At 67.8% G+C, this 19,993-nt stretch carries 21 protein-coding genes; 13 read left to right on the forward strand and 8 right to left on the reverse strand.

Features of this window, described 5'->3' with window-relative positions; translation table 11 throughout:
* The first annotated feature begins 198 nt into the window (after positions 1–198).
* On the forward strand, positions 199–1,314 hold the full coding sequence (locus tag QMZ26_RS05560) for a pyridoxal phosphate-dependent aminotransferase (protein WP_283220831.1): 1,116 nt from the start codon (positions 199–201) through the stop codon (positions 1,312–1,314).
* A 94-nt stretch (positions 1,315–1,408) separates the two neighbouring features.
* On the opposite strand, the gene zipA is transcribed toward QMZ26_RS05560, so the two are convergent.
* The 7 genes from zipA to QMZ26_RS05595 all read right to left on the reverse strand — a co-directional run bounded on the left by zipA (position 1,409) and on the right by QMZ26_RS05595 (position 8,306).
* Positions 1,409–2,146: a cell division protein ZipA gene (gene zipA / locus QMZ26_RS05565; protein WP_079222384.1), complete on the reverse strand. Its 738-nt coding sequence runs from the start codon at positions 2,144–2,146 to the stop codon at positions 1,409–1,411.
* Positions 2,147–2,192: 46 nt separating this feature from the next.
* Positions 2,193–5,696, reverse strand: coding sequence for a chromosome segregation protein SMC (smc, locus tag QMZ26_RS05570; RefSeq protein WP_283220832.1), 3,504 nt, complete (start codon positions 5,694–5,696; stop codon positions 2,193–2,195).
* A gap of 232 nt (positions 5,697–5,928) precedes the next feature.
* Complete coding sequence (gene rplI, locus QMZ26_RS05575) at positions 5,929–6,381, reverse strand: 50S ribosomal protein L9 (RefSeq protein ID WP_079222386.1); 453 nt, start codon at positions 6,379–6,381, stop codon at positions 5,929–5,931.
* 105 nt (positions 6,382–6,486) lie between these two features.
* Positions 6,487–6,717 (reverse strand): 30S ribosomal protein S18, encoded by a 231-nt coding sequence (gene rpsR, locus QMZ26_RS05580; RefSeq protein WP_002804494.1) that lies wholly within the window; start codon positions 6,715–6,717, stop codon positions 6,487–6,489.
* 11 nt (positions 6,718–6,728) lie between these two features.
* The gene (gene rpsF / locus QMZ26_RS05585; protein ID WP_006376493.1) at positions 6,729–7,166 is read right to left on the reverse strand and encodes a 30S ribosomal protein S6; all 438 of its coding nucleotides are present in this window, start codon (positions 7,164–7,166) and stop codon (positions 6,729–6,731) included.
* A gap of 165 nt (positions 7,167–7,331) precedes the next feature.
* Positions 7,332–7,874 (reverse strand): CbrC family protein, encoded by a 543-nt coding sequence (locus QMZ26_RS05590; protein WP_283220833.1) that lies wholly within the window; start codon positions 7,872–7,874, stop codon positions 7,332–7,334.
* Positions 7,875–7,967: 93 nt separating this feature from the next.
* A complete protein-coding gene (locus QMZ26_RS05595; protein WP_079222388.1) occupies positions 7,968–8,306 on the reverse strand; it encodes an iron-sulfur cluster assembly accessory protein in 339 nt (112 codons plus the stop codon).
* A 129-nt stretch (positions 8,307–8,435) separates the two neighbouring features.
* Here QMZ26_RS05595 and asnS point away from each other — a divergent pair, with 129 nt between their 5' ends.
* The 12 genes from asnS (at position 8,436) to QMZ26_RS05655 (ending at position 18,955) form a co-directional block, all read left to right on the forward strand.
* The gene (gene asnS / locus QMZ26_RS05600) at positions 8,436–9,830 is read left to right on the forward strand and encodes an asparagine--tRNA ligase (protein WP_283220834.1); all 1,395 of its coding nucleotides are present in this window, start codon (positions 8,436–8,438) and stop codon (positions 9,828–9,830) included.
* A gap of 33 nt (positions 9,831–9,863) precedes the next feature.
* Entirely contained in the window at positions 9,864–10,163 is a 300-nt protein-coding gene (locus QMZ26_RS05605; protein ID WP_108769256.1) for a hypothetical protein, read from the forward strand.
* A 7-nt stretch (positions 10,164–10,170) separates the two neighbouring features.
* Positions 10,171–10,485 (forward strand): hypothetical protein, encoded by a 315-nt coding sequence (locus QMZ26_RS05610; RefSeq protein ID WP_108769257.1) that lies wholly within the window; start codon positions 10,171–10,173, stop codon positions 10,483–10,485.
* 10 nt (positions 10,486–10,495) lie between these two features.
* Positions 10,496–11,134 (forward strand): FMN-binding negative transcriptional regulator, encoded by a 639-nt coding sequence (locus QMZ26_RS05615; RefSeq protein WP_283220835.1) that lies wholly within the window; start codon positions 10,496–10,498, stop codon positions 11,132–11,134.
* A 71-nt stretch (positions 11,135–11,205) separates the two neighbouring features.
* Positions 11,206–11,868 (forward strand): carbonate dehydratase, encoded by a 663-nt coding sequence (gene can / locus QMZ26_RS05620; RefSeq protein WP_079222393.1) that lies wholly within the window; start codon positions 11,206–11,208, stop codon positions 11,866–11,868.
* 19 nt (positions 11,869–11,887) lie between these two features.
* Positions 11,888–12,403, forward strand: a complete 516-nt coding sequence (locus tag QMZ26_RS05625; protein WP_283220836.1) for a 3-hydroxyanthranilate 3,4-dioxygenase — start codon at positions 11,888–11,890, stop codon at positions 12,401–12,403.
* Between the two features lie 170 nt (positions 12,404–12,573).
* Positions 12,574–13,848: a kynureninase gene (kynU, locus tag QMZ26_RS05630; protein ID WP_283220837.1), complete on the forward strand. Its 1,275-nt coding sequence runs from the start codon at positions 12,574–12,576 to the stop codon at positions 13,846–13,848.
* A 31-nt stretch (positions 13,849–13,879) separates the two neighbouring features.
* Positions 13,880–15,247, forward strand: coding sequence for an NAD(P)/FAD-dependent oxidoreductase (locus QMZ26_RS05635; RefSeq protein ID WP_283220838.1), 1,368 nt, complete (start codon positions 13,880–13,882; stop codon positions 15,245–15,247).
* Complete coding sequence (gene sbcB / locus QMZ26_RS05640; protein ID WP_283220839.1) at positions 15,247–16,686, forward strand: exodeoxyribonuclease I; 1,440 nt, start codon at positions 15,247–15,249, stop codon at positions 16,684–16,686. Before QMZ26_RS05635 ends, sbcB begins: the two co-directional genes overlap by 1 nt.
* Positions 16,683–17,369, forward strand: a complete 687-nt coding sequence (locus QMZ26_RS05645; RefSeq protein ID WP_079222397.1) for a DUF2461 domain-containing protein — start codon at positions 16,683–16,685, stop codon at positions 17,367–17,369. The genes sbcB and QMZ26_RS05645 overlap by 4 nt, the downstream gene beginning before the upstream one ends.
* The gene (locus QMZ26_RS05650) at positions 17,369–18,361 is read left to right on the forward strand and encodes an aldo/keto reductase (RefSeq protein WP_200732541.1); all 993 of its coding nucleotides are present in this window, start codon (positions 17,369–17,371) and stop codon (positions 18,359–18,361) included. Before QMZ26_RS05645 ends, QMZ26_RS05650 begins: the two co-directional genes overlap by 1 nt.
* 42 nt (positions 18,362–18,403) lie before the next feature.
* Positions 18,404–18,955, forward strand: a complete 552-nt coding sequence (locus QMZ26_RS05655) for a DUF2939 domain-containing protein (protein ID WP_283220840.1) — start codon at positions 18,404–18,406, stop codon at positions 18,953–18,955.
* 53 nt (positions 18,956–19,008) lie between these two features.
* Here QMZ26_RS05655 and QMZ26_RS05660 read toward each other — a convergent pair whose 3' ends face one another.
* Positions 19,009–19,953: a 5'-nucleotidase gene (locus QMZ26_RS05660; protein ID WP_033831508.1), complete on the reverse strand. Its 945-nt coding sequence runs from the start codon at positions 19,951–19,953 to the stop codon at positions 19,009–19,011.
* Positions 19,954–19,993: the final 40 nt, after the last annotated feature.

A 19,993-nucleotide genomic window follows, 5' to 3' on the forward strand; every position in this document is an offset into this window, starting at 1 on the left:
GCCCGGGCGCCAGGCCTCGTAATGCTGGCACCTCTTGGGGTCGGATCCCCGAAGAGGCTCTGACCCCGACCTCGTAGAGTCGAGCTTGCTCGACTGGCCGGGCAAGAGCAGTCGAGCAAGCTCGACTCTACAGACCACGGGTTGCCGCCCGCCCCTACCAGCGTTAGCGTGCTGCGGTTGCCCTCCGGAATCCTGCCCGTGTCCCTGCCCGCTTCCCGCCGCCACTTCCTGCAACTGGCCGGCGTCGGCCTTGTCGCCGCCGGCAGCAGCCTGCCCCGCCTTGGCCAGGCCCAGCCCACCGCGGCACCCGCTGCCGCCGGCCCGGTCCTGCTCAATTTCAATGAGTGCCCGTATGGCCCCTCGCCCGCCGCCCAGCAGGCGGCACGCGACAGCGTTGCCGGCAGCGGCCGGTATCAGTTCGCCCTGGCGGGGCAGGTGCGCGATGCCTTCGTCGCCCAGGCCGGCATCCCGGCCGATCATGTGCGCCTCTACCCGGGTTCCAGCGAGCCGTTGAACCGCGCCGCCACGCTGTGGACCGGCCCGCAGGCCGCGCTGGTGGTGGCCGACCCCACCTTCGAAACGCTCGGTGACATGGCTGCTGCGCGTGGCGCTCATGTGCAGAAGGTGCCGCTGCGCGCCGATGGTTCACACGACCTGCGCGCGATGGTGGCTGCGGCGCATGCGCAGCCGACGGGGCTGGTGTACGTGTGCAATCCGAACAATCCCACCGGCTCGATCAGCCCGCCGGCCGAACTGGCTTGGCTGCTGGCCAACAAGCCGACCAGCACGCGCGTACTGGTGGACGAGGCCTACCTGCAGTACAGCGAGCAGCCGAGCCTGATCGCACAGGTGGCCCAGCGCGATGACCTGATCGTGCTGCGTACGTTCTCCAAGCTCTACGGCATGGCCGGCCTGCGCCTGGGCGTGGCGGCGGCCCACACCGACCGGCTGCGCGAACTGGCCAGCCTGGGCGAGAACCCGCTGCCGGTGCCGGCGCTGGCGGCCGCGCTGGCCAGCCTGCAGGATCCCCGGTTGATCACGCAGCGGCGACTGCAGAATGCCAAGGCCCGGCAGGCCACCATCGCCTGGCTGGGCAAGCGCGGCTTCAGCTGCGTGCCGTCGGAAGCAAACTGCTTCGTGGTGGATGTGCAGCGCGATGGCAACGCGTTCGCCAAGGCGATGGCCGACGCCGGCGTGGTAATCGGCCGCAGCTGGCCGATCTGGCCGCAACGCGTGCGGGTGACCGTGGGCACCGAAGAGGAAATGGCCGCGTTCCGCCGCGCATTCGCGAAGGTCACCGGCGTGCCGGCGTAACCCATCCACGCATGGCGTGGATCTACCCGGGTGGGTGCCGACCGTTGGTCGGGGTGGGTGCCGACCGTTGGTCGGCACACCGGAAAAAACGCGCTTACCAGCGCGGGGTTTTGGTCAGCGGCGGGGCCTGGTGCTGGCGGTCGTAGGCACGCAGCTCGTCGCGGATGTGGGCGATGCGCTGGCGGCCCAGGGCGTTGCGGCTGTCATCCAGCACCACGCCATCGAGCAGCTCGGCCATGCGCTGCACGGTCGGCAGCATCTTTTCCCAGGCATCCAGCGCGGTCAGCGGGGCCGGCAAGGTGAGGAAGAAGGCGATGGCCGGGGTTTCCATGGCGCGGATGTTGGCCATGTCAAAGCTGCCCGGCTTCATGATGCTGGCCATCGAGAAGATCGGGCCGCGCTCGGGATGGCCTTCCACCAGGCGGTGGAACACGTTCATGTGGCCGAACACCAGGCCGGTCTTCTCGGCCGCCACCACGATGTCCTCGCCACGCAGCTGCTCACCGGCGCGGGCGGCCACGAACAACGACACGATCTTGTCGAAGTCCTGGGTCGCGCGCTTGCCCAGATCGCTGCTGCCGGCATCGGTATCGGCCAGGCCAAGCTCGGCCTGCTGGCCTTCATCGCCCAGGCCCGGCTCGCTGCGGGTCTCGGCCAGGGCCACGCCGTCTTCGCCCAGCACCGGCTCGCGGCGCTCGCCGGCAGTCGGTTCGGCGCTCTCCACGCGACGTCCCTGCGGCTTCTTCTTCGGACGGCCAAACAGGAAGATCGCAGCAACCAGCAGCAGGCCGGCGGCCAGGATGCCGATGCGCAACAGTGCCGTGTCGGTCATTCGGTAGGTACTCCGGCTAGTTCATTCAGGTAACTAGAATGGCACGTCATGCCGCGCCCGCCAATCGCGCGGCTTCTTCCAGGTCCACGCTGACCAGGCGGCTGACGCCCGGCTCGCGCATGGTGACGCCCGAAAGCTGGTGGGCCGCCTCCATCGTTGCCTTGTTGTGGCTGACGAACAGGAACTGCACCTTCTCGCTCATCTCCTTGACCATGTTGGCCAGGCGGCCGACGTTGGCCTCGTCCAGCGGCGCATCCACCTCGTCCAGCAGGCAGAACGGCGCGGGGTTGAGCTGGAAGATGGCGAATACCAGGGCCACCGCGGTCATGGCTTTCTCGCCACCGGACAGCAGCGAAATGCTGGACACGCGCTTGCCCGGCGGGCGCGCCATGATGGTCACGCCGGTGTCGAGCAGGTCTTCACCGGTCAGTTCCAGGTAGGCATGGCCGCCGCCGAACAGGCGCGGGTACAGCGCCTGCACGCCGGCGTTGACCCGGTCGAAGGTGTCCTTGAAGCGCCCGCGGGTTTCGCGGTCGATCTTGCGGATGGCGTCTTCCAGGGTTTCCAGCGCGGTGGTCAGGTCGGTGTGCTGCGCGTCCAGATAGTCCGAACGCTGCGAAGCCTCGCCGTACTCGTGGATGGCAGCCAGGTTGACCGGCTCCAGCCGGCGCATGCGGCCATCGATCTGGTGCACGGCCTGTTCCCAGTCGCCCAGGCGGGCATCATCGGGCAGCGCGTTGAGCACGTCCTGCAGCACGAAACCGGCCTTTTCCACCGCGCCCTGCAGGGTCTCGGCGCTGAGCACCAAGGCCTGCTGGTCGAGCTTGCGCTGCGAAATGCGCTCACGCTGGGCCAGTGCCTGCTCGTCACGCTGGTGGCGGGTCTGTTCGTAATTGCGCAGCTCGGCGTCGATGCCATCGAGCAGCGTGCGCGCCTCGGTCAGCACGCGGTCGGCGCGCACACGCTCTTCCAGCGCGTTCTGGTGTTCGGACTGCAGTGATTCAACCGGCGAATCGCCTTCGTCCAGCTGCGAATGCAGTTCGCCCAGGCGCGAATCCAGCTGGCCGCGCTGCGTGCTCATGCGCTCCAGCGCCTGGCTCAGCGATGCCACCTGGGCACGCTGCGATTCCAGGGTCAGGGCCAGGGCATGCGAGCGCTCGCGCACGGAACGCGCCGCTTCGCGGGCCAGGTCGCGCGCATCGGTCAGCTGGCGGCGTTCGCCTTCCAGGCCCTGCCGCGTCGACTCCAGGTCGCCCATGCTGCTGACGGCGTTTTCCAGCCGCGAGCGCGCCTCGCGCGCCTGTTCGCGGTTGATGTCCAGTGTTTCCAGCAACTGCGCCAGCTCGCCTTCGATGCGATCGATGCGCGTGCGCGCCGCTTCCACCTTGCCCTGCTGGCCCTGCAACTGGCCGGCCAGCTCGGACACCGCACGATGGGCCTGGTACAGCGTGCGCTGCGCATCCTCGCGCTGCTGCTCCGCTGCCAGCAGCTGGTCACGGAAGCCAGCGAGCTGCTCTTCCAGCTCGGCCTCGCGGTCCTGCAGCTGTTCGATCTGCTCGCGCAGTTCGTTGATCTCGCGTTCGCGCAGCAGCGCGCCCTGCTCGGCCGCGCCGGAGCGCGACACGCGCAGCCAGCCCTGGCCCAGGCGCTCACCGCCCTGGGTGATGATGGAATCGCCCTCGGGCAGACCGGCCTGCAGCGTCTTCGCTTCGGCCAGATCGCGGGCACCGTGCAGGTGCGCCAGCAGGCGGCGGATCGCGACCGGGCCGCGTACGCGTGCGGCCAGCGAGGTCGCCGCCACCTTCAGCTCGCCGGCGTCGTCGGCCACCAGCGCGATGCGGCCGTCGCCCAGCTCGCCCAGTGCATCGACCAGGCGCGCCGGATCATCCACCAGCACGCCTTCGATCAACTGGCCGAGCGCGCTTTCCACGGCATTTTCCCAGCCCGCGTCGACGTCCAGGCGCTCGCCCACGCGCGCGGCCGAATCCAGCCCCTGCGCCTTCAGCCAGGCCACGGCGGCACCCTGCTCCTGGCCGAGTGCGGCCTGCTGCAGGGTTTCCAGCGAGGCCAGGCGGCCACGCAGGCCATTGGCCTGCTTGCGCAGCTCGGCCAGTTCGTTCTGGCCGGTGCGCTGCTGTTCCTGCACGGCGGCCACGCCCTGCTTGCGCTGCTCGACGTCCTCGCCGAGTTCGTCCAGCGCGGTCTTCTGCGTTTCGTGCTGCAGGTGCAGCTGCTCGAAGGCCTCTTCCAGCGCATCCACGTCCAGCCCGGCGCGCTCGGCGGCCAGCGCCTCGCGGCGGCGGTCGGCATCGAGGATCTGCTTGTCCAGGTAGTCCACGCGGGTACGCTCGACATCGCCGGCGCGCGAAGCTTCCGAACTCTGTGAGGTGTGCTGCTCCCAGCGCTGCTGCCAGCTGGCCAGGCGGTCTTCGGCCTCGCGCAGGCTCTCCTGCTTGAATTCGTTCTCTTCCTGCAGCGCTTCCAGCTGCGGAGTGGCATCGTCGACCGCCTCGCGCAGCACCATCAGCTTGGCTTCGTCGCCGCTGATGTGCTGGCCCAGCTCGGACAATGCCTGCCGGGTTTCATCGCGCGCCTTGTGCAGGCGCTGCGACAGTTCGCGCTGGTGCTGGATCTGCTGCTCGACGCGGGCCAGGGTGCTGCCCACCTGGTAGACGGCGGCCTGCGCGGTATTGAGCGCATCGGCAGCCTCTTCGCGGCGCACGCGCGAGGTCTCGATGCGGGCCTCGGCTTCGCGCTGGTCGGCGATCAGCTGCTGCAGCTTGGTTTCTTCCTGCGAGAGGCCTTCGCGCAGCTTGGACAGGCGGCCATCAAGGCCGCGGAACTCCAGGGTCTTCCACTCGGCATCCTTGACCCGGCGCTCTTCCTGCAAGGCCTGGTACTGCTCGGCCTGCCGGGCCTGGCGCTTGAGGTGTTCGAGCTGCTTGCTGATCTCGTCACGCAGGTCGCCCAGGCGGTCGAGGTTCTCGCGGGTATGGCGGATGCGGGTTTCGGTTTCCTTGCGGCGCTCCTTGTACTTGGAGATGCCGGCGGCCTCCTCCAGGTACACGCGCAGGTCTTCCGGCCGCGCCTCGATGATCTGGCTGATCATGCCCTGCTCGATGATCGAGTAGCTGCGCGGCCCCAGGCCGGTGCCCAGGAACAGATCGGTGATATCGCGGCGGCGGCACTTGGTGCCGTTGAGATAATAGTTGCTGCTGCCGTCGCGGCTGACGGTGCGCTTGACCGAGATTTCGTTGAACGAGGCGTACTCGCCGGAAATCGTGTGGTCCGAGTTGTCGAAGATCAGCTCGACGGTGGCCTGCGAGACCGGCTTGCGGGCGTTGGAACCGGAGAAGATCACGTCGGTCAGCGAATCGCCGCGCAGGCGGCTGGCCGAACTTTCGCCCATGACCCAGCGCACGGCGTCGATGATGTTCGACTTGCCGCAGCCATTGGGCCCCACCACGCCGGTCATGTTGGTCGGCAGGTGCAGGGTGGTCGGATCGACGAACGACTTGAAGCCGGACAGCTTGATCGTGGAAAGACGCATAGAGGTTCCGGACTGGGGCCGGCGAGCGGCCTGCTTACCCTCCAAGTCATTGATCCTGCTGGGATCGCTGGCCGTGGAACGGGTGTGACGCCCTGAGTATACCGATGTGGCTGTGTTCTACGAGGGGCGTGGAACATTACCCGGGCCCGGCCGCGCGGACAGGGGCCCACAAAACAAAACGGGCACCCTTGCGGGCGCCCGTTCTGGTGACACCAGGCCTTGCGGCTTGGGATCAGGCCTTTTCGGCTTCAACCACAACCTTGACGGTGGTTTCGACGTCGGCGTGCAGGTGCACCAGGACGTCGTACTCACCGATGTTGCGGAAGGCGCCTTCGCCCAGGATGACTTCGCTCTTGTTCAGCTCGAAGCCGGCAGCGGTGAAGGCATCAGCGATTTCGCGGGCGCCGACCGAACCGTACAGCTTGCCTTCGGTCGAAGCGTTGGCGGCGATGGTCACGCTCGCGCCTTCCAGCTTGGCCTTGCGGGCGTCAGCGTCGGCGTGGATGGCCTGGGCCTTGGCTTCGTATTCGGCGCGCTTGGCTTCGAACTCGGCCTTGTTGCTCTCGGTGGCCGGAACGGCCTTGCCCTGCGGCACGAGGAAGTTACGGCCGTAGCCCGGCTTCACGTCGACCAGGTCGCCCAGGTTGCCGAGGTTGGTGACTTTCTGCAGGAGGATCAGCTGCATGGTATTGCTCCAGATAAGTTATTCGTTAGCGAGGCGATGCCCCGCAACAAAGGCTGTCCGAATAGCTGGCACAGCGGGGGCGGCACCGGGCCGCCCCGCCGGGCATCAGACGTCGTGGTTGTCGGTGTACGGGATCAGGGCCAGGAAGCGAGCGCGCTTGACGGCGGTCGCCAGCTGGCGCTGGTACTTCGACTTGGTACCGGTGACGCGGCTCGGCACGATCTTGCCGTTCTCGGTCAGGTACTGGCGCAGGGTGTTGAGATCCTTGTAATCGATCTCCTTGACACCTTCAGCGGTGAACTTGCAGAACTTGCGGCGACGGAAGAACTTGGACATGTCAGTGCTCCTTAGGCGGCCGAAGCGGCGTCGTCGCCGGCATCGTTGTCAGCGGCGGGGGTGGTTTCGCCTTCTTCGTCATCACGACGACGACGCTCACCACGCTCGGGCTTGTCACCCTTCTCGTCCTTGCTCTTCATGATCAGCGACTGCTCGGTGTCAGCCTCGTCACGCTTGATGACCAGGTTGCGCAGCACGGCGTCGTTGAAGCGGAAGCTTTCGGTCAGTTCGTTCAGAACGGCCTGGTCGGCTTCGATGTTCAGCAGCACGTAGTGCGCCTTCACCAGGTTCTGGATCGGGTACGCCAGCTGGCGGCGGCCCCAGTCTTCCAGACGGTGGATGGTGCCGTTGCCGTTCTCGACCAGCGACTTGTAGCGCTCGATCATGGCCGGGACCTGCTCGCTCTGGTCCGGGTGGACCATGAACACGATTTCGTAATGACGACTCATGTTTTTCTACCTTTCGGATGTGGCCTTGCGGCCGGACAGCCCCCCGCCGTGGTTACCGCGGTGGGGCAAGGGTTCCCGCCAGGAAGGCAGGAAGCCGCGCATTATGGCGCAGATGGGGGGTGCCGGGCAACCGGCCGGGGCCAGGCAACCTGAACCCGCCCACGGCTACCCCAGATCGACATGAAGGCGGTGCTGGCCGCATTCCAGGCACTGGAACAGGCACCCGACCATCTCGCCATCCCGGCTCAGATGCTCCAGCACCCAGCCGGCATCGCGCGGATTGACCTCGGCCACGTCCGGCCGGACCTTTTCGAGGATGGGCTGAAGGTCTTCGCTGCCGGCGTAACCGAGGAAGGCACACGGCCGTTCACAATGGCTCAGCCAGACCGACTGCTGCCAGGAGGCATAGCCCGGGGTGCGATCACAGATTTCCAGCAGCAGCTCGCGGGCAATGGTCGGCGGCGGGTCGGCCGGGTCCGGCGACACGCCCTCGATATCACTCCAGGCCGTGAATTCGCCCTCATAGCTGGCTGCGGCCCTACCATCGGCGATGCACCAGGGGCACAGATAATCCGGACGCAGGCGCGTATGGAACGGCCCCCGGTAGCGCAGCGTCCGCGGCTCGTCGCAGCAGTCGCAGGTCCCATCGATTTCCTCGAAGGAAAGCGCGTAGGCGTTGGGGTGATAGGTGAAGACCGGTCGTTCCATTCCGTGGATTCCTTCCCTGCCGACCAAGGCCGGCATCTACCCGAGCAGGCTCCGGTAGCGCCGGACCATGCCCGGCGGTCGTCAGGGCGAGGCTCAGGCCTTGTCGGCGTCGGTGGTGAAGCTTTCGCCGCAGCCGCACTCGGCGGTGGCGTTCGGGTTGCTGAACGTGAAGGTCTCGCTCAGGCCGTGCTTGCCGAAGTCGATCACGGTGCCGTCCACCAGGGCCAGGCTCTTGGCGTCGACATAGATCTTCACGCCGTCCTGGTCGAACACGGTGTCGCCGTCACGCTCGTCACGGGCCAGGTCGGTCACGTGGCCCCAGCCGGAGCAGCCGGTCTTGGTCACGCCGAAGCGCAGGCCCAGGGCGCCGGGGGTCTGGGCGACGAAGCGCTGCACGCGCTCGAAGGCGATGGGGGTCAGGCTGACGGCCATGAGGCTCACTCCAGGGGTACGGGGACATTATAAGGAGCCACGGCCGCGAAAAATGCCTCGCAAGCAGAACGCTGCAACCGGTAAACTCCCGTGTTCACAGATCGAGTCGATCAGCAGAGGATTCAAGTCATGACGGTGGTCAGCGTTGAACATGCGCTTGCCGGGAAGATCCCGGAAGGCGGCGAAGTCACGGTACGCGGATGGGTGCGCACGGTGCGCGGTTCAGCGAATCTGGCCTTCGTCAATGTGAGCGACGGTTCCTGCTTCGCGCCGATCCAGGTCGTGGCCAACGACACCCTGGCCAATTTCGACGAGATCAAGCGCCTGACCAGCGGCTGCTCGGTCATCGCCACCGGCACCCTGGTGAAGTCGCAGGGCAAGGGCCAGTCGTTCGAGATCCAGGCCAGCGCGCTGGAGGTGGTCGGCTGGGTCGAGGACCCGCTCACCTACCCGATCCAGCCCAAGCCGATGTCGCCGGAGTTCCTGCGTGAAGTGGCGCACCTGCGCCCGCGCACCAACCTGTTCGGCGCGGTCACCCGCATCCGCAACTGCCTGGCCCAGGCCGTGCACCGTTTCTTCCACGAGAACGGCTTCAACTGGATCAGCACCCCGATCATCACCACGTCCGACGCCGAAGGCGCCGGCCAGATGTTCCGCGTGTCCACCCTGGACATGGTGAACCTGCCGCGCGACGAGAAGGGCGCGATCGATTTCAGCCGCGATTTCTTCGGCAAGGAAACCTTCCTGACCGTGTCCGGCCAGCTGAACGTCGAGGCCTACTGCCTGGCGCTGAGCAAGGTCTACACCTTCGGCCCGACCTTCCGCGCCGAAAACAGCCACACCACCCGCCACCTGGCGGAGTTCTGGATGATCGAGCCGGAAATCGCCTTCGCCGACCTGGCCGAAGACGCGCGCCTGGCCGAAGAGTTCCTGAAGTACCTGTTCCGTGCCGTGCTGAACGAGCGCGGTGACGACCTGACCTTCATCGCCGAGCGCGTGGACAAGAACGCGATCACCAAGCTGGAAGACTTCATCAACGCACCGTTCGAGCGCATCGACTACACCGATGCGGTCAGCCTGCTGCAGAAGTCGGGCAAGAAGTTCGACTTCCCGGTCGAATGGGGCCTGGACCTGCAGACCGAGCACGAGCGCTGGCTGACCGAGGAACACGTCGGCCGCCCGGTGGTGGTGACCAACTATCCCGAGCACATCAAGGCCTTCTACATGCGCCTGAACGACGACGGCAAGACCGTCGCCGCGATGGACGTGCTGGCTCCGGGCATCGGCGAGATCATCGGTGGCAGCCAGCGCGAAGAGCGCCTGGACGTGCTGGATGCGCGCATGGCCCAGTTCGGCCTGGATCGCGAGCATTACAGCTGGTACCGCGATTTCCGCCGCTACGGTTCGGTGCCGCACGCCGGCTTCGGCCTGGGCTTCGAGCGCCTGGTGGTCTACGTCTGCGGCCTGTCCAACATCCGCGATGCGATCCCCTACCCGCGCGCCCCGGGCAGCGCGGACTTCTAAGCCCACCCCCAACGACCACGGAGGTACTGCCCCATGACCCTGTTCTTCGCCCTCTGTTTCGTCGGCGTCGCAGTGGCCGGGTTCAGTGCCTTCGTGATCTTCTGGCCATTGACCCTGGTGCACGTGCGCGACCGGCATCCGGCGCTCGCCGCGCGCTTCGGCAATGGCGCCTTCCTCAAGCCCGATGCCCTGGCCTGGCTGCTGCGCCGCGATTACCGCCAGCAGCCGGACCGCTCGCTGTCCGGGCTGGCGACGCCGGCCTGGGTATCGCTGCTGACCCTGCTGGCCGGACTGGGCATGGCCGCCCTGCTCTGGCTGGTCTCGCTCTGGTAACACACACATGAACGACAACAACGACGCACGTGACAGCTGGTGGCTGGCCAGCCTCGGCAACACCCTGATCTGGGCCCGCCTGCGCGTGCGCCCGGCCGGCACCGCCGAAGTGCTCGACAGCGACGGCAACACGCTGAGCTATGACAGCGAAGACACCGCGCGTTCGCAGCTGTTCGACGCCGAATTCGTCGAGTACGACGGCCTGGACGAAGAAGATGCGCTGGTGCGTGGCTTCAGCCTGCACGAAGTGCAGCCGCCGCAGGCCGGCAGCGATGAAGGCCTGCGCGGGCGCATGATCCAGTCGCTGGGCGCGCGCGCCTGAGGCGCAAATCATGTTCACCCCACGCGACTTCGCCGCGACCGACCTGCTCTGGCTGGATCGCCTGCTGGCGCGTGATCCGTTCGTCACCGTGCTGACCACCGGTGACGACGGCCTGCCCGAGCTGACCCGCGTGCCCGTGCTGTACCGGCGCGACGGCGACCGGATCGAACTGCGCGGCCACTGGGCCCGGGCCAACCCGCAGGCGCGCCACGACGGCGCGGCCAAGGTGCTGGTGGACGGCCCGCATGGCTATGTGTCGGCCAGCTGGTACCCGGACAAGGAAGCCGCCTCACGCGTGCCGACCTGGAACTATGCCGCCGCCGAACTGCGCGGCCAGCTGCAGCGTTTCGACGATACGGACGAACTGGCCCAGCTGGTCTCCGACATCGGCGACCGCTTCGAAGCCAGCGTCGGCCAGGCCTGGCAGTTCGAGCCGCAGCGTGACGACCACCGTCGCCAGCTGCGCGGCATCATCGGCTTCCGCTTCACCGTGGAACAGGTACAGCTGAAGCTGAAACTGAGCCAGAACCACCCCGAGGCCAACCAGCAGGCAGTGATCGCCGAACTGGAAAAGCTCGACACCCCGCATTTCACCGAGCTGGCGCAGTGGATGCGCTGGCACCGCGCGCAGACCGCCGCCAGCGACTGAGCGCATTGTTTCCCGCGAAGGCGCGGCCGGACGGCCACGCCCTTCGCCCACCCGACGCCAGGGACCCGAACATGAAAGACATCCACAAGCTGCTGCAGAACAACCGCGACTGGGCCGACCGCATCGAGAAGGAAGACCCCGAGTTCTTCCACCAGCTGGCCAAGCAGCAGCACCCGGAATACCTGTGGATCGGCTGTTCCGATTCGCGCGTGCCGGCCAACCAGATCATCGGCATGGCACCGGGCGAAGTGTTCGTGCACCGCAACGTGGCGAACGTCGTGGCCCACACCGATCTGAACTGCCTGAGCGTAGTGCAGTACGCGGTGGACCAGCTGAAGGTGAAGCACATCCTGATCGTCGGCCACTACGGCTGCGGCGGCGTGCACGCCTGCCTGCACAACACCCGCGTCGGCCTGGCCGACAACTGGCTGCGCCACGTGGGTGATGTGATGCAGAAGCACACCGCGATCATCGACGCCATCGAGACCGATGAGCTCAAGCACGCCCGACTGTGCGAGCTGAACGTGATCGAGCAGGTCGCCAACCTGTGCCGCTCGACCATCGTGCAGGACGCCTGGGCCCGCGGCCAGAAGCTGATGGTGCATGGCTGGGTGTACAGCCTGAAGGACGGCCGCGTGCGCGAGATGGGCATCGACGTGGGTTCGCAGGAAGACCTGCAGCCGGCTTACGAAAAGGCCCTGTCCTACGTGCCGCGCAAGGGCAAGCGCGACTGACCTCCCAGGGGAACCGACCATGCTCGCCTCGCCGATCAACCTGCACGCCTGGATCGAAGAACACCGCCACCTGCTGAAGCCGCCGGTGGGCAACAAGATGATCGACAACGGCGACTTCATCGTGATGGTAGTGGGCGGGCCGAACTCGCGCACCGACTACCACTACGACGAAGGCCCGGAGTGGTTCTACCAGCTGGAAGGCGAGATGGTGCTGAAGGTGCAGGAGGATGGCGCGGTACGTGACATCCCCATCCGCGCCGGCGAGATCTTCCTGCTGCCGGCCAGGGTGCCGCATTCGCCGCGGCGCCCGCCTGGCGGCATCGGCCTGGTGGTCGAGCGCAAGCGCCTGCCGCATGAGAAGGACGGCGTGATCTGGCATTGCGAGCGCTGCAACCACAAGCTGCACGAAGAGTATTTCCCGCTGCAGAACATCGAGACCGACCTGCCCAAGGTGTTCGCGCGCTACCAGGCCAGCCTGGAACTGCGCACCTGCAGCGAATGTGGGCATGTGGATCCGCTGCCGGTACCGGGCTGAACGTTCGCCGGGCATGGCCCTTGTAGAGCCGAGCCCATGCTCGGCTGCCGGGCCGCGAAGCCGAGCATGGGCTCGGCTCTACAGTTCAACCGGCACGCAAGCGTTCCGGGCGTCGGTCCCACCATCCCAGGCGCTACACTGGCAGCCCCGTTGCAGCCTGTTGCCCGACCATGTCCGACCTGCTCAGCCGCACCCACGCCATCGCCCTGGACGCCGCCGATCCGCTGCGCCCGCTGCGCAATGAATTCCTGATTCCGCGCCATGGCGGCGGCGAACAGACCTACTTCGTCGGCAACTCGCTGGGCCTGCAGCCGCGTGGCGCGCAGGCCGCCGTGCAGGAAGTGATGAAGCAGTGGGGCGAGCTGGCCGTGGAAGGCCACTTCACCGGCCCCACCCAGTGGCTGTCCTACCACCGTCTGGTCAGCGCGCAGCTGGCCCGCGTGGTCGGTGCGCTGCCCAGCGAAGTGGTGGCGATGAACACGCTGAGCGTGAACCTGCACCTGATGATGGTCAGCTTCTACCGCCCCACCACCGAGCGTCCGGTCATCCTGATGGAAGCCGGCGCGTTCCCGACCGACCGCCATGCGGTGGAAGCGCAGATCCGCTTCCACGGCTTCGACCCGGCCGATTGCCTGGTGGAAGTGCAGCCGGATGAAGCCAACGGCACGATCTCGATGGCCACCATCGAACGCGCCATCGGCGAACACGGCCCGCGCCTGGCGCTGGTGCTGTGGCCGGGCGTGCAGTACCGCACCGGCCAGGCATTCGACCTCGATGCGATCACCCGCATCGCGCGCCTGCAGGGCGCCCGGATCGGCTTCGACCTGGCCCATTCGGTCGGCAACCTGCCGCTGCACCTGCACGATGTCGCGCCGGACTTCGCGGTGTGGTGCCACTACAAGTACCTCAACAGCGGCCCGGGCGCCGTGGCCGGCGCCTTCGTGCATGAGCGCCACCACCGCGACACCACCCTGCCCCGCTTCGCTGGCTGGTGGGGCCACGATGAAGCGACCCGCTTCCAGATGGCGCCGCAGTTCAACCCGGCCATCGGCGCCGAAGGCTGGCAGCTGAGCAACCCGCCGATCCTCGGCCTGGCCCCGCTGCGCGCATCGCTGGACCTGTTCGAGCGGGCCGGCATGGAGGCGCTGCGCCGCAAGTCGCTGGCTCTCACCGGCCTGCTCGATGCACTGGTGCGGGCGCGCCTGCCGCAGGTGCTGGACATCGTCACCCCATCCGAGCCGGAACGCCGCGGCTGCCAGCTCTCCTTGCGCGTGCTCGCCGGCCGCGAGCGTGGCCGCGCCCTGTTCGAACACCTGCGCGCCATCGGCGTGCTGGGTGACTGGCGCGAGCCGGACGTGATCCGCATTTCGCCCACCCCGCTCTACAACCGCTACCTGGACGTGCACCACTTCGTCGAGGAAGTGGAAGCCTGGGCCGGCCTGTAAGCCGCTCCCCCACCTCTTGCTGGACAGTTCGTTGATCGCACATGCATCCCGCTCGTTGAGCATCATCGGTGCCGGCCTGGCCGGTTCCCTGCTGGCCATCCTGCTGTCCCGCCAGGGCTGGCGGATCACCCTGTACGAACGCCGTGGCGACCCGCGCGTGGCCGACTATGAAAGCGGCCGCTCGATCAACCTGGCGCTGGCCGAACGCGGCCGCAACGCGCTGCGCCAGGCCGGCGTGGAAGACGAGGTGATGGCCCGCGCGGTGATGATGCGCGGGCGCATGGTGCACCCGCGCGAGGGCGAACCGCAGCTGCAGCGCTACGGGCGCGACGACAGCGAAGTGATCTGGTCGATCCACCGCAGCGATCTGAACACCACGCTGCTGGAACTGGCCGAACAGGCCGGCGCCACCGTGCACTTCCATCGCCGCCTGCACACCGTCGATTTCGATGCCGGCTACGCGCGCTTCATCGATGACCGCGACGACAGCCCGCACGACATCCGTTTCGACACGCTGATCGGCGCCGACGGGGCCGGTTCGGCACTGCGCGCAGCCATGAACCGGCGTGCGCCGCTGGGCGAGGACATTGCCTTCCTGGACCACTCGTACAAGGAACTGGAGATCCCGCCTGCGGCCGACGGCGGTTTCCGCATCGAGCGCAACGCGCTGCACATCTGGCCACGCGGCCATTACATGTGCATCGCCCTGCCCAACCACGAAGGCACGTTCACCGTCACCCTGTTCCTGCCCAACAAGGGCGAGCCGAGCTTTGCCACGGTCAACACCGGTGCGCAGGCCGAGGCGCTGTTCGCCCGCGAGTTCGCCGACACGCTGCCGCTGATCCCGGACCTGCGCGCGGACTGGGAACAGCATCCGCCCGGCCTGCTGGGTACGCTCACCCTGCAGCGCTGGCACCAGGCCGGCCGCGCCGTGCTGATCGGCGATGCCGCGCACGCAATGGTGCCGTTCCACGGCCAGGGCATGAACTGCGCCTTCGAGGACTGCGTGGCACTGGCCCGCCACCTGCAGGAGGCGGACGACCTCGAAGGCGCCTTCGCCGCCTTCGAGGCCGAGCGCAAGCCGAATGCGCGTGCCATCCAGCAGATGGCGCTGGAGAACTACCTGGAGATGCGCGACCGCGTCGCCGATCCGGCCTTCCTGCTGCAGCGCGAGCTGGAACAGGAACTGCAGCGGCGCTGGCCCACGCGCTTCGTGCCGCACTACACGATGGTCACCTTCCTGCACACGCCGTATGCCGAAGCGCTGCGCCGCACGGAGATCCAGCGCGACATGCTGGTGGCAGCCACCGCAGGCCACCAAACCTTGGACAACATCGACTGGGCCACGCTGGAAGCGCAGATCCATGCGCAGCTGCCGGTCCTGGAGGGCGCACACTGATGGCCGACAGCTTCCTGTTCTACGATCTCGAAACCTTCGGCCAGGACCCGCGCCGCACCCGCATCGCGCAGTTCGCGGCGATGCGCACCGATGCCGATCTGAACGTGATCGACACGCCGGTCAGTTTCTTCGTGCGGCCGGCCGATGACCTGGTGCCGTCGCCCATGGCCACCCTGGTCACCGGCATCACCCCGCAGCAGGCCATGGCCGAGGGCATCAGCGAAGCCGAGGCCTTCGACCGCATCAACGAGCAGCTGTCGCGCCCGGGCACCTGCGCGCTGGGCTACAACACCCTGCGCTTCGACGACGAGTTCATCCGCTACGGCCTGTTCCGCAACTTCCACGACCCGTACGAGCGCGAGTGGCGCAACGGCAATTCGCGCTGGGATCTGCTGGACATGCTGCGGATGATGCGCGCCCTGCGCCCGGACGGCATCCAGTGGCCGCTGCGCGAAGATGGCGCGACCTCGTTCAAGCTGGAGCACCTGGCCGAAGCCAACGGCGTGCGCGAAGGCGATGCGCACGAGGCACTGTCGGATGTGCGTGCCACCATCGGCATGGCGCGGCTGTTCAAGCAGTCGCAGCCGCGGTTGTGGGATTACGCACTGAAGCTGCGCGACAAGCGCTTCGTCGGCAGCCTGCTGGACGTGGCCGCGATGAACCCGGTGCTGCACATTTCCATGCGCTACCCGGCCAGCCGCCTGTGCGCGGCGCCGGTGCTGCCGCTGGCCATGCACCCGACCATCAACAACCGGGTGATCGTGTTCGACCTGGAAGGCGAAATCGATGACCTGCTGGAGCTGCCGGCCGAAGTGATCGCCCAGCGCCTGTACATGCGCGCCAGCGAACTGCCCGAGGGCGTGGCCCGCGTGCCGCTGAAGGAAGTGCATCTGAACAAGGTGCCGGCGCTGGTGGCCTGGAACCACCTGCGCGCCGACGACCACGCACGCCTGGGCCTGGACGTGGCCGCGATCGAAGCCAAGGCCGAGCGCCTGCGCGCGGTTGCCCCGCAATTGGCCGAAAAGGCGCGCCAAGTCTTCAACCAGCCGCGGCCGGCCGTCGTGTCCGACGTGGACGCCTCGCTGTATGACGGCTTCCTCGGCGCGGGCGACAAGCCGCTGCTGGCCCTGGCCCGCACCAGTGCGCCGCAGCAGCTGGGCGCGCTGGAAGGCCGCTTCCGCGACCCGCGCCTGCCCGAGCTGCTGTTCCGCTACCGCGCACGCAACCATCCCGACAGCCTCGCGCCGGATGAACGCGAGCGCTGGCAGGATTACCGCCGCCAGCGCCTGCTCGGCGAGAGCGGCCTGGGCGAACTGAACCTGCCCCAGTACCAGCAGCAGATCGACGCGCTGGCCGCCGAAGCGCCCGATGACGCGCGCCGGGCCGGCCTGCTGCAGTCGCTGCGCGACTGGGGCCACCACCTGCAGGAGACACTGTGAGCACGTATTTCTCCGACGCCAGTTTCAAGTTCCTGCGCAGCCTGGCGCGGCATAACGAAAAGGCCTGGTTCAACGACCACCGCCAGCAGTACGAAGACCATGTGCGGCAGCCGTTCCTGCGCCTGCTGGGCGACCTGCAGCCGGCATTGACCGAAGTCAGCGACCACTTCCGTTCGGACACGCGCGGTGTCGGCGGCTCGCTGTTCCGCATCCACCGCGACGCGCGGTTTTCCAACGACAAGTCGCCGTACAAGACCTGGCAGGGCGCCCGCCTGTTCCATGAGCGTCGCCGCGAAGTGGCCGCGCCTTCGTTCTACATCCACCTGCAGCCGGGCGAGAGTTTCGTTGGCGCCGGCCTGTGGCATCCGGAGCCGGACACGCAGCGGCGCATCCGTCATTTCATCCTCGACAACCCGGGCAGCTGGAAGGCCGCCGCGCACGCGCCGGCCCTGCGCAAGCGCTTTGATTTCGAGCAGACCGAGAAACTGGTGCGGCCGCCGCGCGGGTTCCCCGCCGACTTCGAGTTCATCGACGACCTCAAGCATCGCAACTGGGTGATGTGGCGCTCGCTGGACGACGACACCATGACCGGCCCGCGGCTGCTGTCCACGCTGGGCAAGGATCTGGCCGCACTGGGCCCGTTCGTCGATTACCTCTGCGCCGCCCTGGACCTGGAATTCTGATGGCGCAGGCACTGCCCCTGGCCCGGCAGCGGCGCGTGCTCGGCCGCACCGGCCTGCAGGTGTCGCCGATCGGCCTGGGTTGTTCCGGCTTCTGGGGCCACCGCCGCTTCGCGGAAGGCGCTGCGGCCGCCGTGGTCGAGCATGCCCTGGCACAGGGCGTGAACCTGCTCGACACCGGCCACAACTATTCCGGCTTCCATGCCGAGCCGCGCCTGGGCCGCATCCTGCGCCCGCTGCTGGCGCGCTTTCCGCGTGAGTCCCTGGTGGTGTCCAGCAAGGGCGGCACGCTGACCGGCCAGGCCGGCATCAGCGGTGCCGAACAGCGTGATTTCTCCGCGGCGGCGATCACCGCCAGCTGCGAGGCGTCGCTGCGCAACCTCGGGCTGGATTACCTGGACATCTACCAGCTGCATGGCGCCAGCGAGCACGACATCAACGATGACCTGCTGGCGGCGCTGCAGCGCCTGCGCGAGCGCGGCCTGGTGCGCTGCACCGGCATCAACACGCACTCGGCGGTGACGCTGCGCTGGATGATCGCCCACCCCGAGGCCTTCGACGTGGTACTGCTCGATTACAACGCCCTGCAGCAGGACCGCGAGCCGCTGATCGACCAGCTCACCGCAGCCGGCATCGGCGTGCTGGCCGGTACCGTACTCGCCCAGGGCCACCTGCTGCCGGCCCGGCCACGCCTGCCCCGGCTGGCCGACGCCTGGTACCTGGCGCGCACGTGGCTGAAGCCCAGCAGCCGCGCACTGATGCGCAGCGCACGCGCGATGCGCCACGCGGTGGCATCGGTGCACAGCCAGCAGCCGGCGCAGACCGCCTTCGCCTATGTACTGCAGCATCCCGGCGTGGCCAGCGGCATCCTCGGCACCACCCGCGTGGCCAGCCTCGAACAGGTGCTGCAGACCCGCCTGGAGGCGCTGGATGGCGCCGATCGGCAGCGGCTGGTGGCCGCCTTCGGCGATGGCAGCGGCTCACCCAGTCACTGACGCTTAACCTGCGGCTGCCGTAGTTGCGGCAGTCTGGGCGCCATGAAGAAACTCATCGGCATTCTGGTTGCCCTCGTCCTGGCCGTGGCCGCCTGGTGGTTCAGTGGCCCGTACTTGACCGTGCACGGCCTGTCCAAGGCCATCGAGCAGCGCGATACCGCGCGGCTGGAGCGCTACGTGGATTTTCCGCGCGTACGCAGCAGCCTGCGCGCCCAGCTCAACGATTACCTGGTGCGGCAGGCGGGGCCGGACGTGGCGGCCAGCCCGTTCGGCGCGCTGCTGTACGGGCTGGGTGACCAGCTGGGAGGTGCGGCGGTGGACACCATGGTCACGCCGACCGGCATCGGCGCGATGCTGCAGGGCCACGTGCTGTGGAAGCGCGGCCGCAATGAACTGCAGGGCGGCGATGCGTTCGGCCCGACCGAACCGGCGCAGCCGTTGAAGAACGCCGAACACCATTTCGAGGCGCTGGACCGCTTCGTGATCGACGTCCAGCGCGGCCCCGGCGAACCACCGATGAAGGTGGTGCTGGAGCCGCAGGGCCTGCGCTGGAAGGTGGTGGACCTGCAGCTGGGGATGTCGGGAAGCCCGTAGCCCCATGCCCGGCGATGCCAACCAACGGTTGGCACCCACCCGTCGAATCCGCTTCAGCCCTCGTTGGCCACGCCGTGCGGGACGTGGCCGGCGGCCACGTGTTCACGGGCGCTGTCGATGTTGTGCTGCGAATCATCGAAGAAGATGTCCGCGCCGAAGGCCTGCAGGAACGGGCCCTTGTGGCGACCGCCGAGGAACAGCGCTTCGTCCAGGCGCACGCCCCACTCGCGCAGGGTGCGGATCACCCGCTCGTGCGCGGGGGCCGAACGCGCGGTGACCAGCGCGGTGCGGATCGGCGCGCTGTCGCCCGCCGGGAACACTTCCTGCAGCGTGTGCAGGGCCGACAGGAAACCGCGGAACGGGCCACCACTGAGCGGCTCGCGGGCGCGCTCGCGCTCGTGGCGGCCGAAGGCCTCAACCCCCTGCTCGCGCGAGATCCGCTCGCTCTCGTCGCCGAAGATCACCGCGTCACCATCAAAGGCGATGCGCAGCTGTCCGGCCGGGCGCGTGATATCGATCTGGTCGGCGGCAGCCGCCGCGGTTTCACCCGGGGGCTTGGGCAGGATGGTCGCCGCCGCGATGCCATGGCGCAGCGCACTGCGCACCGATTCGGGATTGGCCGACAGGAACAGGTCGGTGCCGAACGGCTTCACGTAGGGCCAGGTCGGCTCGCCGGCAGTGAAGGTCGCGCGGATGATGCCCAGCCCATAGTGCTGGATGGAATTGAAGATGCGCAGGCCGGTATCGGCCGAATTGCGCGACAGCAGGATGACCTCGACGCGCGGGTTCTCCGGGCTGGCACCCTGGTTCAGCGCCAGCAGCTTGCGCACCACCGGAAAGGCCACGCCAGGGCCAAGGATGTCGTCCTCGTGCTGGCGCTGGTACTCGGCATAGGCCGCTACGCCATCGCTCTCGAACAGCGCATGGCTTTCTTCCAGGTCGAACAGCGCGCGCGAGGTCACCGCGACGGTCAGCAGGCGGGGGGAGTTGTCGCCCATCGGTGGGGGTCCTTCAAGCGATCGGCGGGGCCGGCAGCGT

Source organism: Stenotrophomonas sp. PFBMAA-4, assembly GCF_030053215.1.
GTDB lineage: Bacteria > Pseudomonadota > Gammaproteobacteria > Xanthomonadales > Xanthomonadaceae > Stenotrophomonas.

Bases quoted from the DNA above. Each gene is read 5' to 3' on its own strand.
- zipA (WP_079222384.1), bottom strand. From the start codon at position 2,146: ATGACCGACACGGCACTGTTGCGCATCGGCATCCTGGCCGCCGGCCTG.
- smc (WP_283220832.1), bottom strand. From the start codon at position 5,696: ATGCGTCTTTCCACGATCAAGCTGTCCGGCTTCAAGTCGTTCGTCGAT.
- rplI (WP_079222386.1), bottom strand. From the start codon at position 6,381: ATGCAGCTGATCCTCCTGCAGAAAGTCACCAACCTCGGCAACCTGGGC.
- rpsR (WP_002804494.1), bottom strand. From the start codon at position 6,717: ATGTCCAAGTTCTTCCGTCGCCGCAAGTTCTGCAAGTTCACCGCTGAA.
- rpsF (WP_006376493.1), bottom strand. From the start codon at position 7,166: ATGAGTCGTCATTACGAAATCGTGTTCATGGTCCACCCGGACCAGAGC.
- QMZ26_RS05590 (WP_283220833.1), bottom strand. From the start codon at position 7,874: ATGGAACGACCGGTCTTCACCTATCACCCCAACGCCTACGCGCTTTCC.
- QMZ26_RS05595 (WP_079222388.1), bottom strand. From the start codon at position 8,306: ATGGCCGTCAGCCTGACCCCCATCGCCTTCGAGCGCGTGCAGCGCTTC.
- asnS (WP_283220834.1), top strand. From the start codon at position 8,436: ATGACGGTGGTCAGCGTTGAACATGCGCTTGCCGGGAAGATCCCGGAA.
- QMZ26_RS05605 (WP_108769256.1), top strand. From the start codon at position 9,864: ATGACCCTGTTCTTCGCCCTCTGTTTCGTCGGCGTCGCAGTGGCCGGG.
- QMZ26_RS05610 (WP_108769257.1), top strand. From the start codon at position 10,171: ATGAACGACAACAACGACGCACGTGACAGCTGGTGGCTGGCCAGCCTC.
- QMZ26_RS05615 (WP_283220835.1), top strand. From the start codon at position 10,496: ATGTTCACCCCACGCGACTTCGCCGCGACCGACCTGCTCTGGCTGGAT.
- can (WP_079222393.1), top strand. From the start codon at position 11,206: ATGAAAGACATCCACAAGCTGCTGCAGAACAACCGCGACTGGGCCGAC.
- QMZ26_RS05625 (WP_283220836.1), top strand. From the start codon at position 11,888: ATGCTCGCCTCGCCGATCAACCTGCACGCCTGGATCGAAGAACACCGC.
- kynU (WP_283220837.1), top strand. From the start codon at position 12,574: ATGTCCGACCTGCTCAGCCGCACCCACGCCATCGCCCTGGACGCCGCC.
- sbcB (WP_283220839.1), top strand. From the start codon at position 15,247: ATGGCCGACAGCTTCCTGTTCTACGATCTCGAAACCTTCGGCCAGGAC.
- QMZ26_RS05650 (WP_200732541.1), top strand. From the start codon at position 17,369: ATGGCGCAGGCACTGCCCCTGGCCCGGCAGCGGCGCGTGCTCGGCCGC.
- QMZ26_RS05655 (WP_283220840.1), top strand. From the start codon at position 18,404: ATGAAGAAACTCATCGGCATTCTGGTTGCCCTCGTCCTGGCCGTGGCC.
- QMZ26_RS05660 (WP_033831508.1), bottom strand. From the start codon at position 19,953: ATGGGCGACAACTCCCCCCGCCTGCTGACCGTCGCGGTGACCTCGCGC.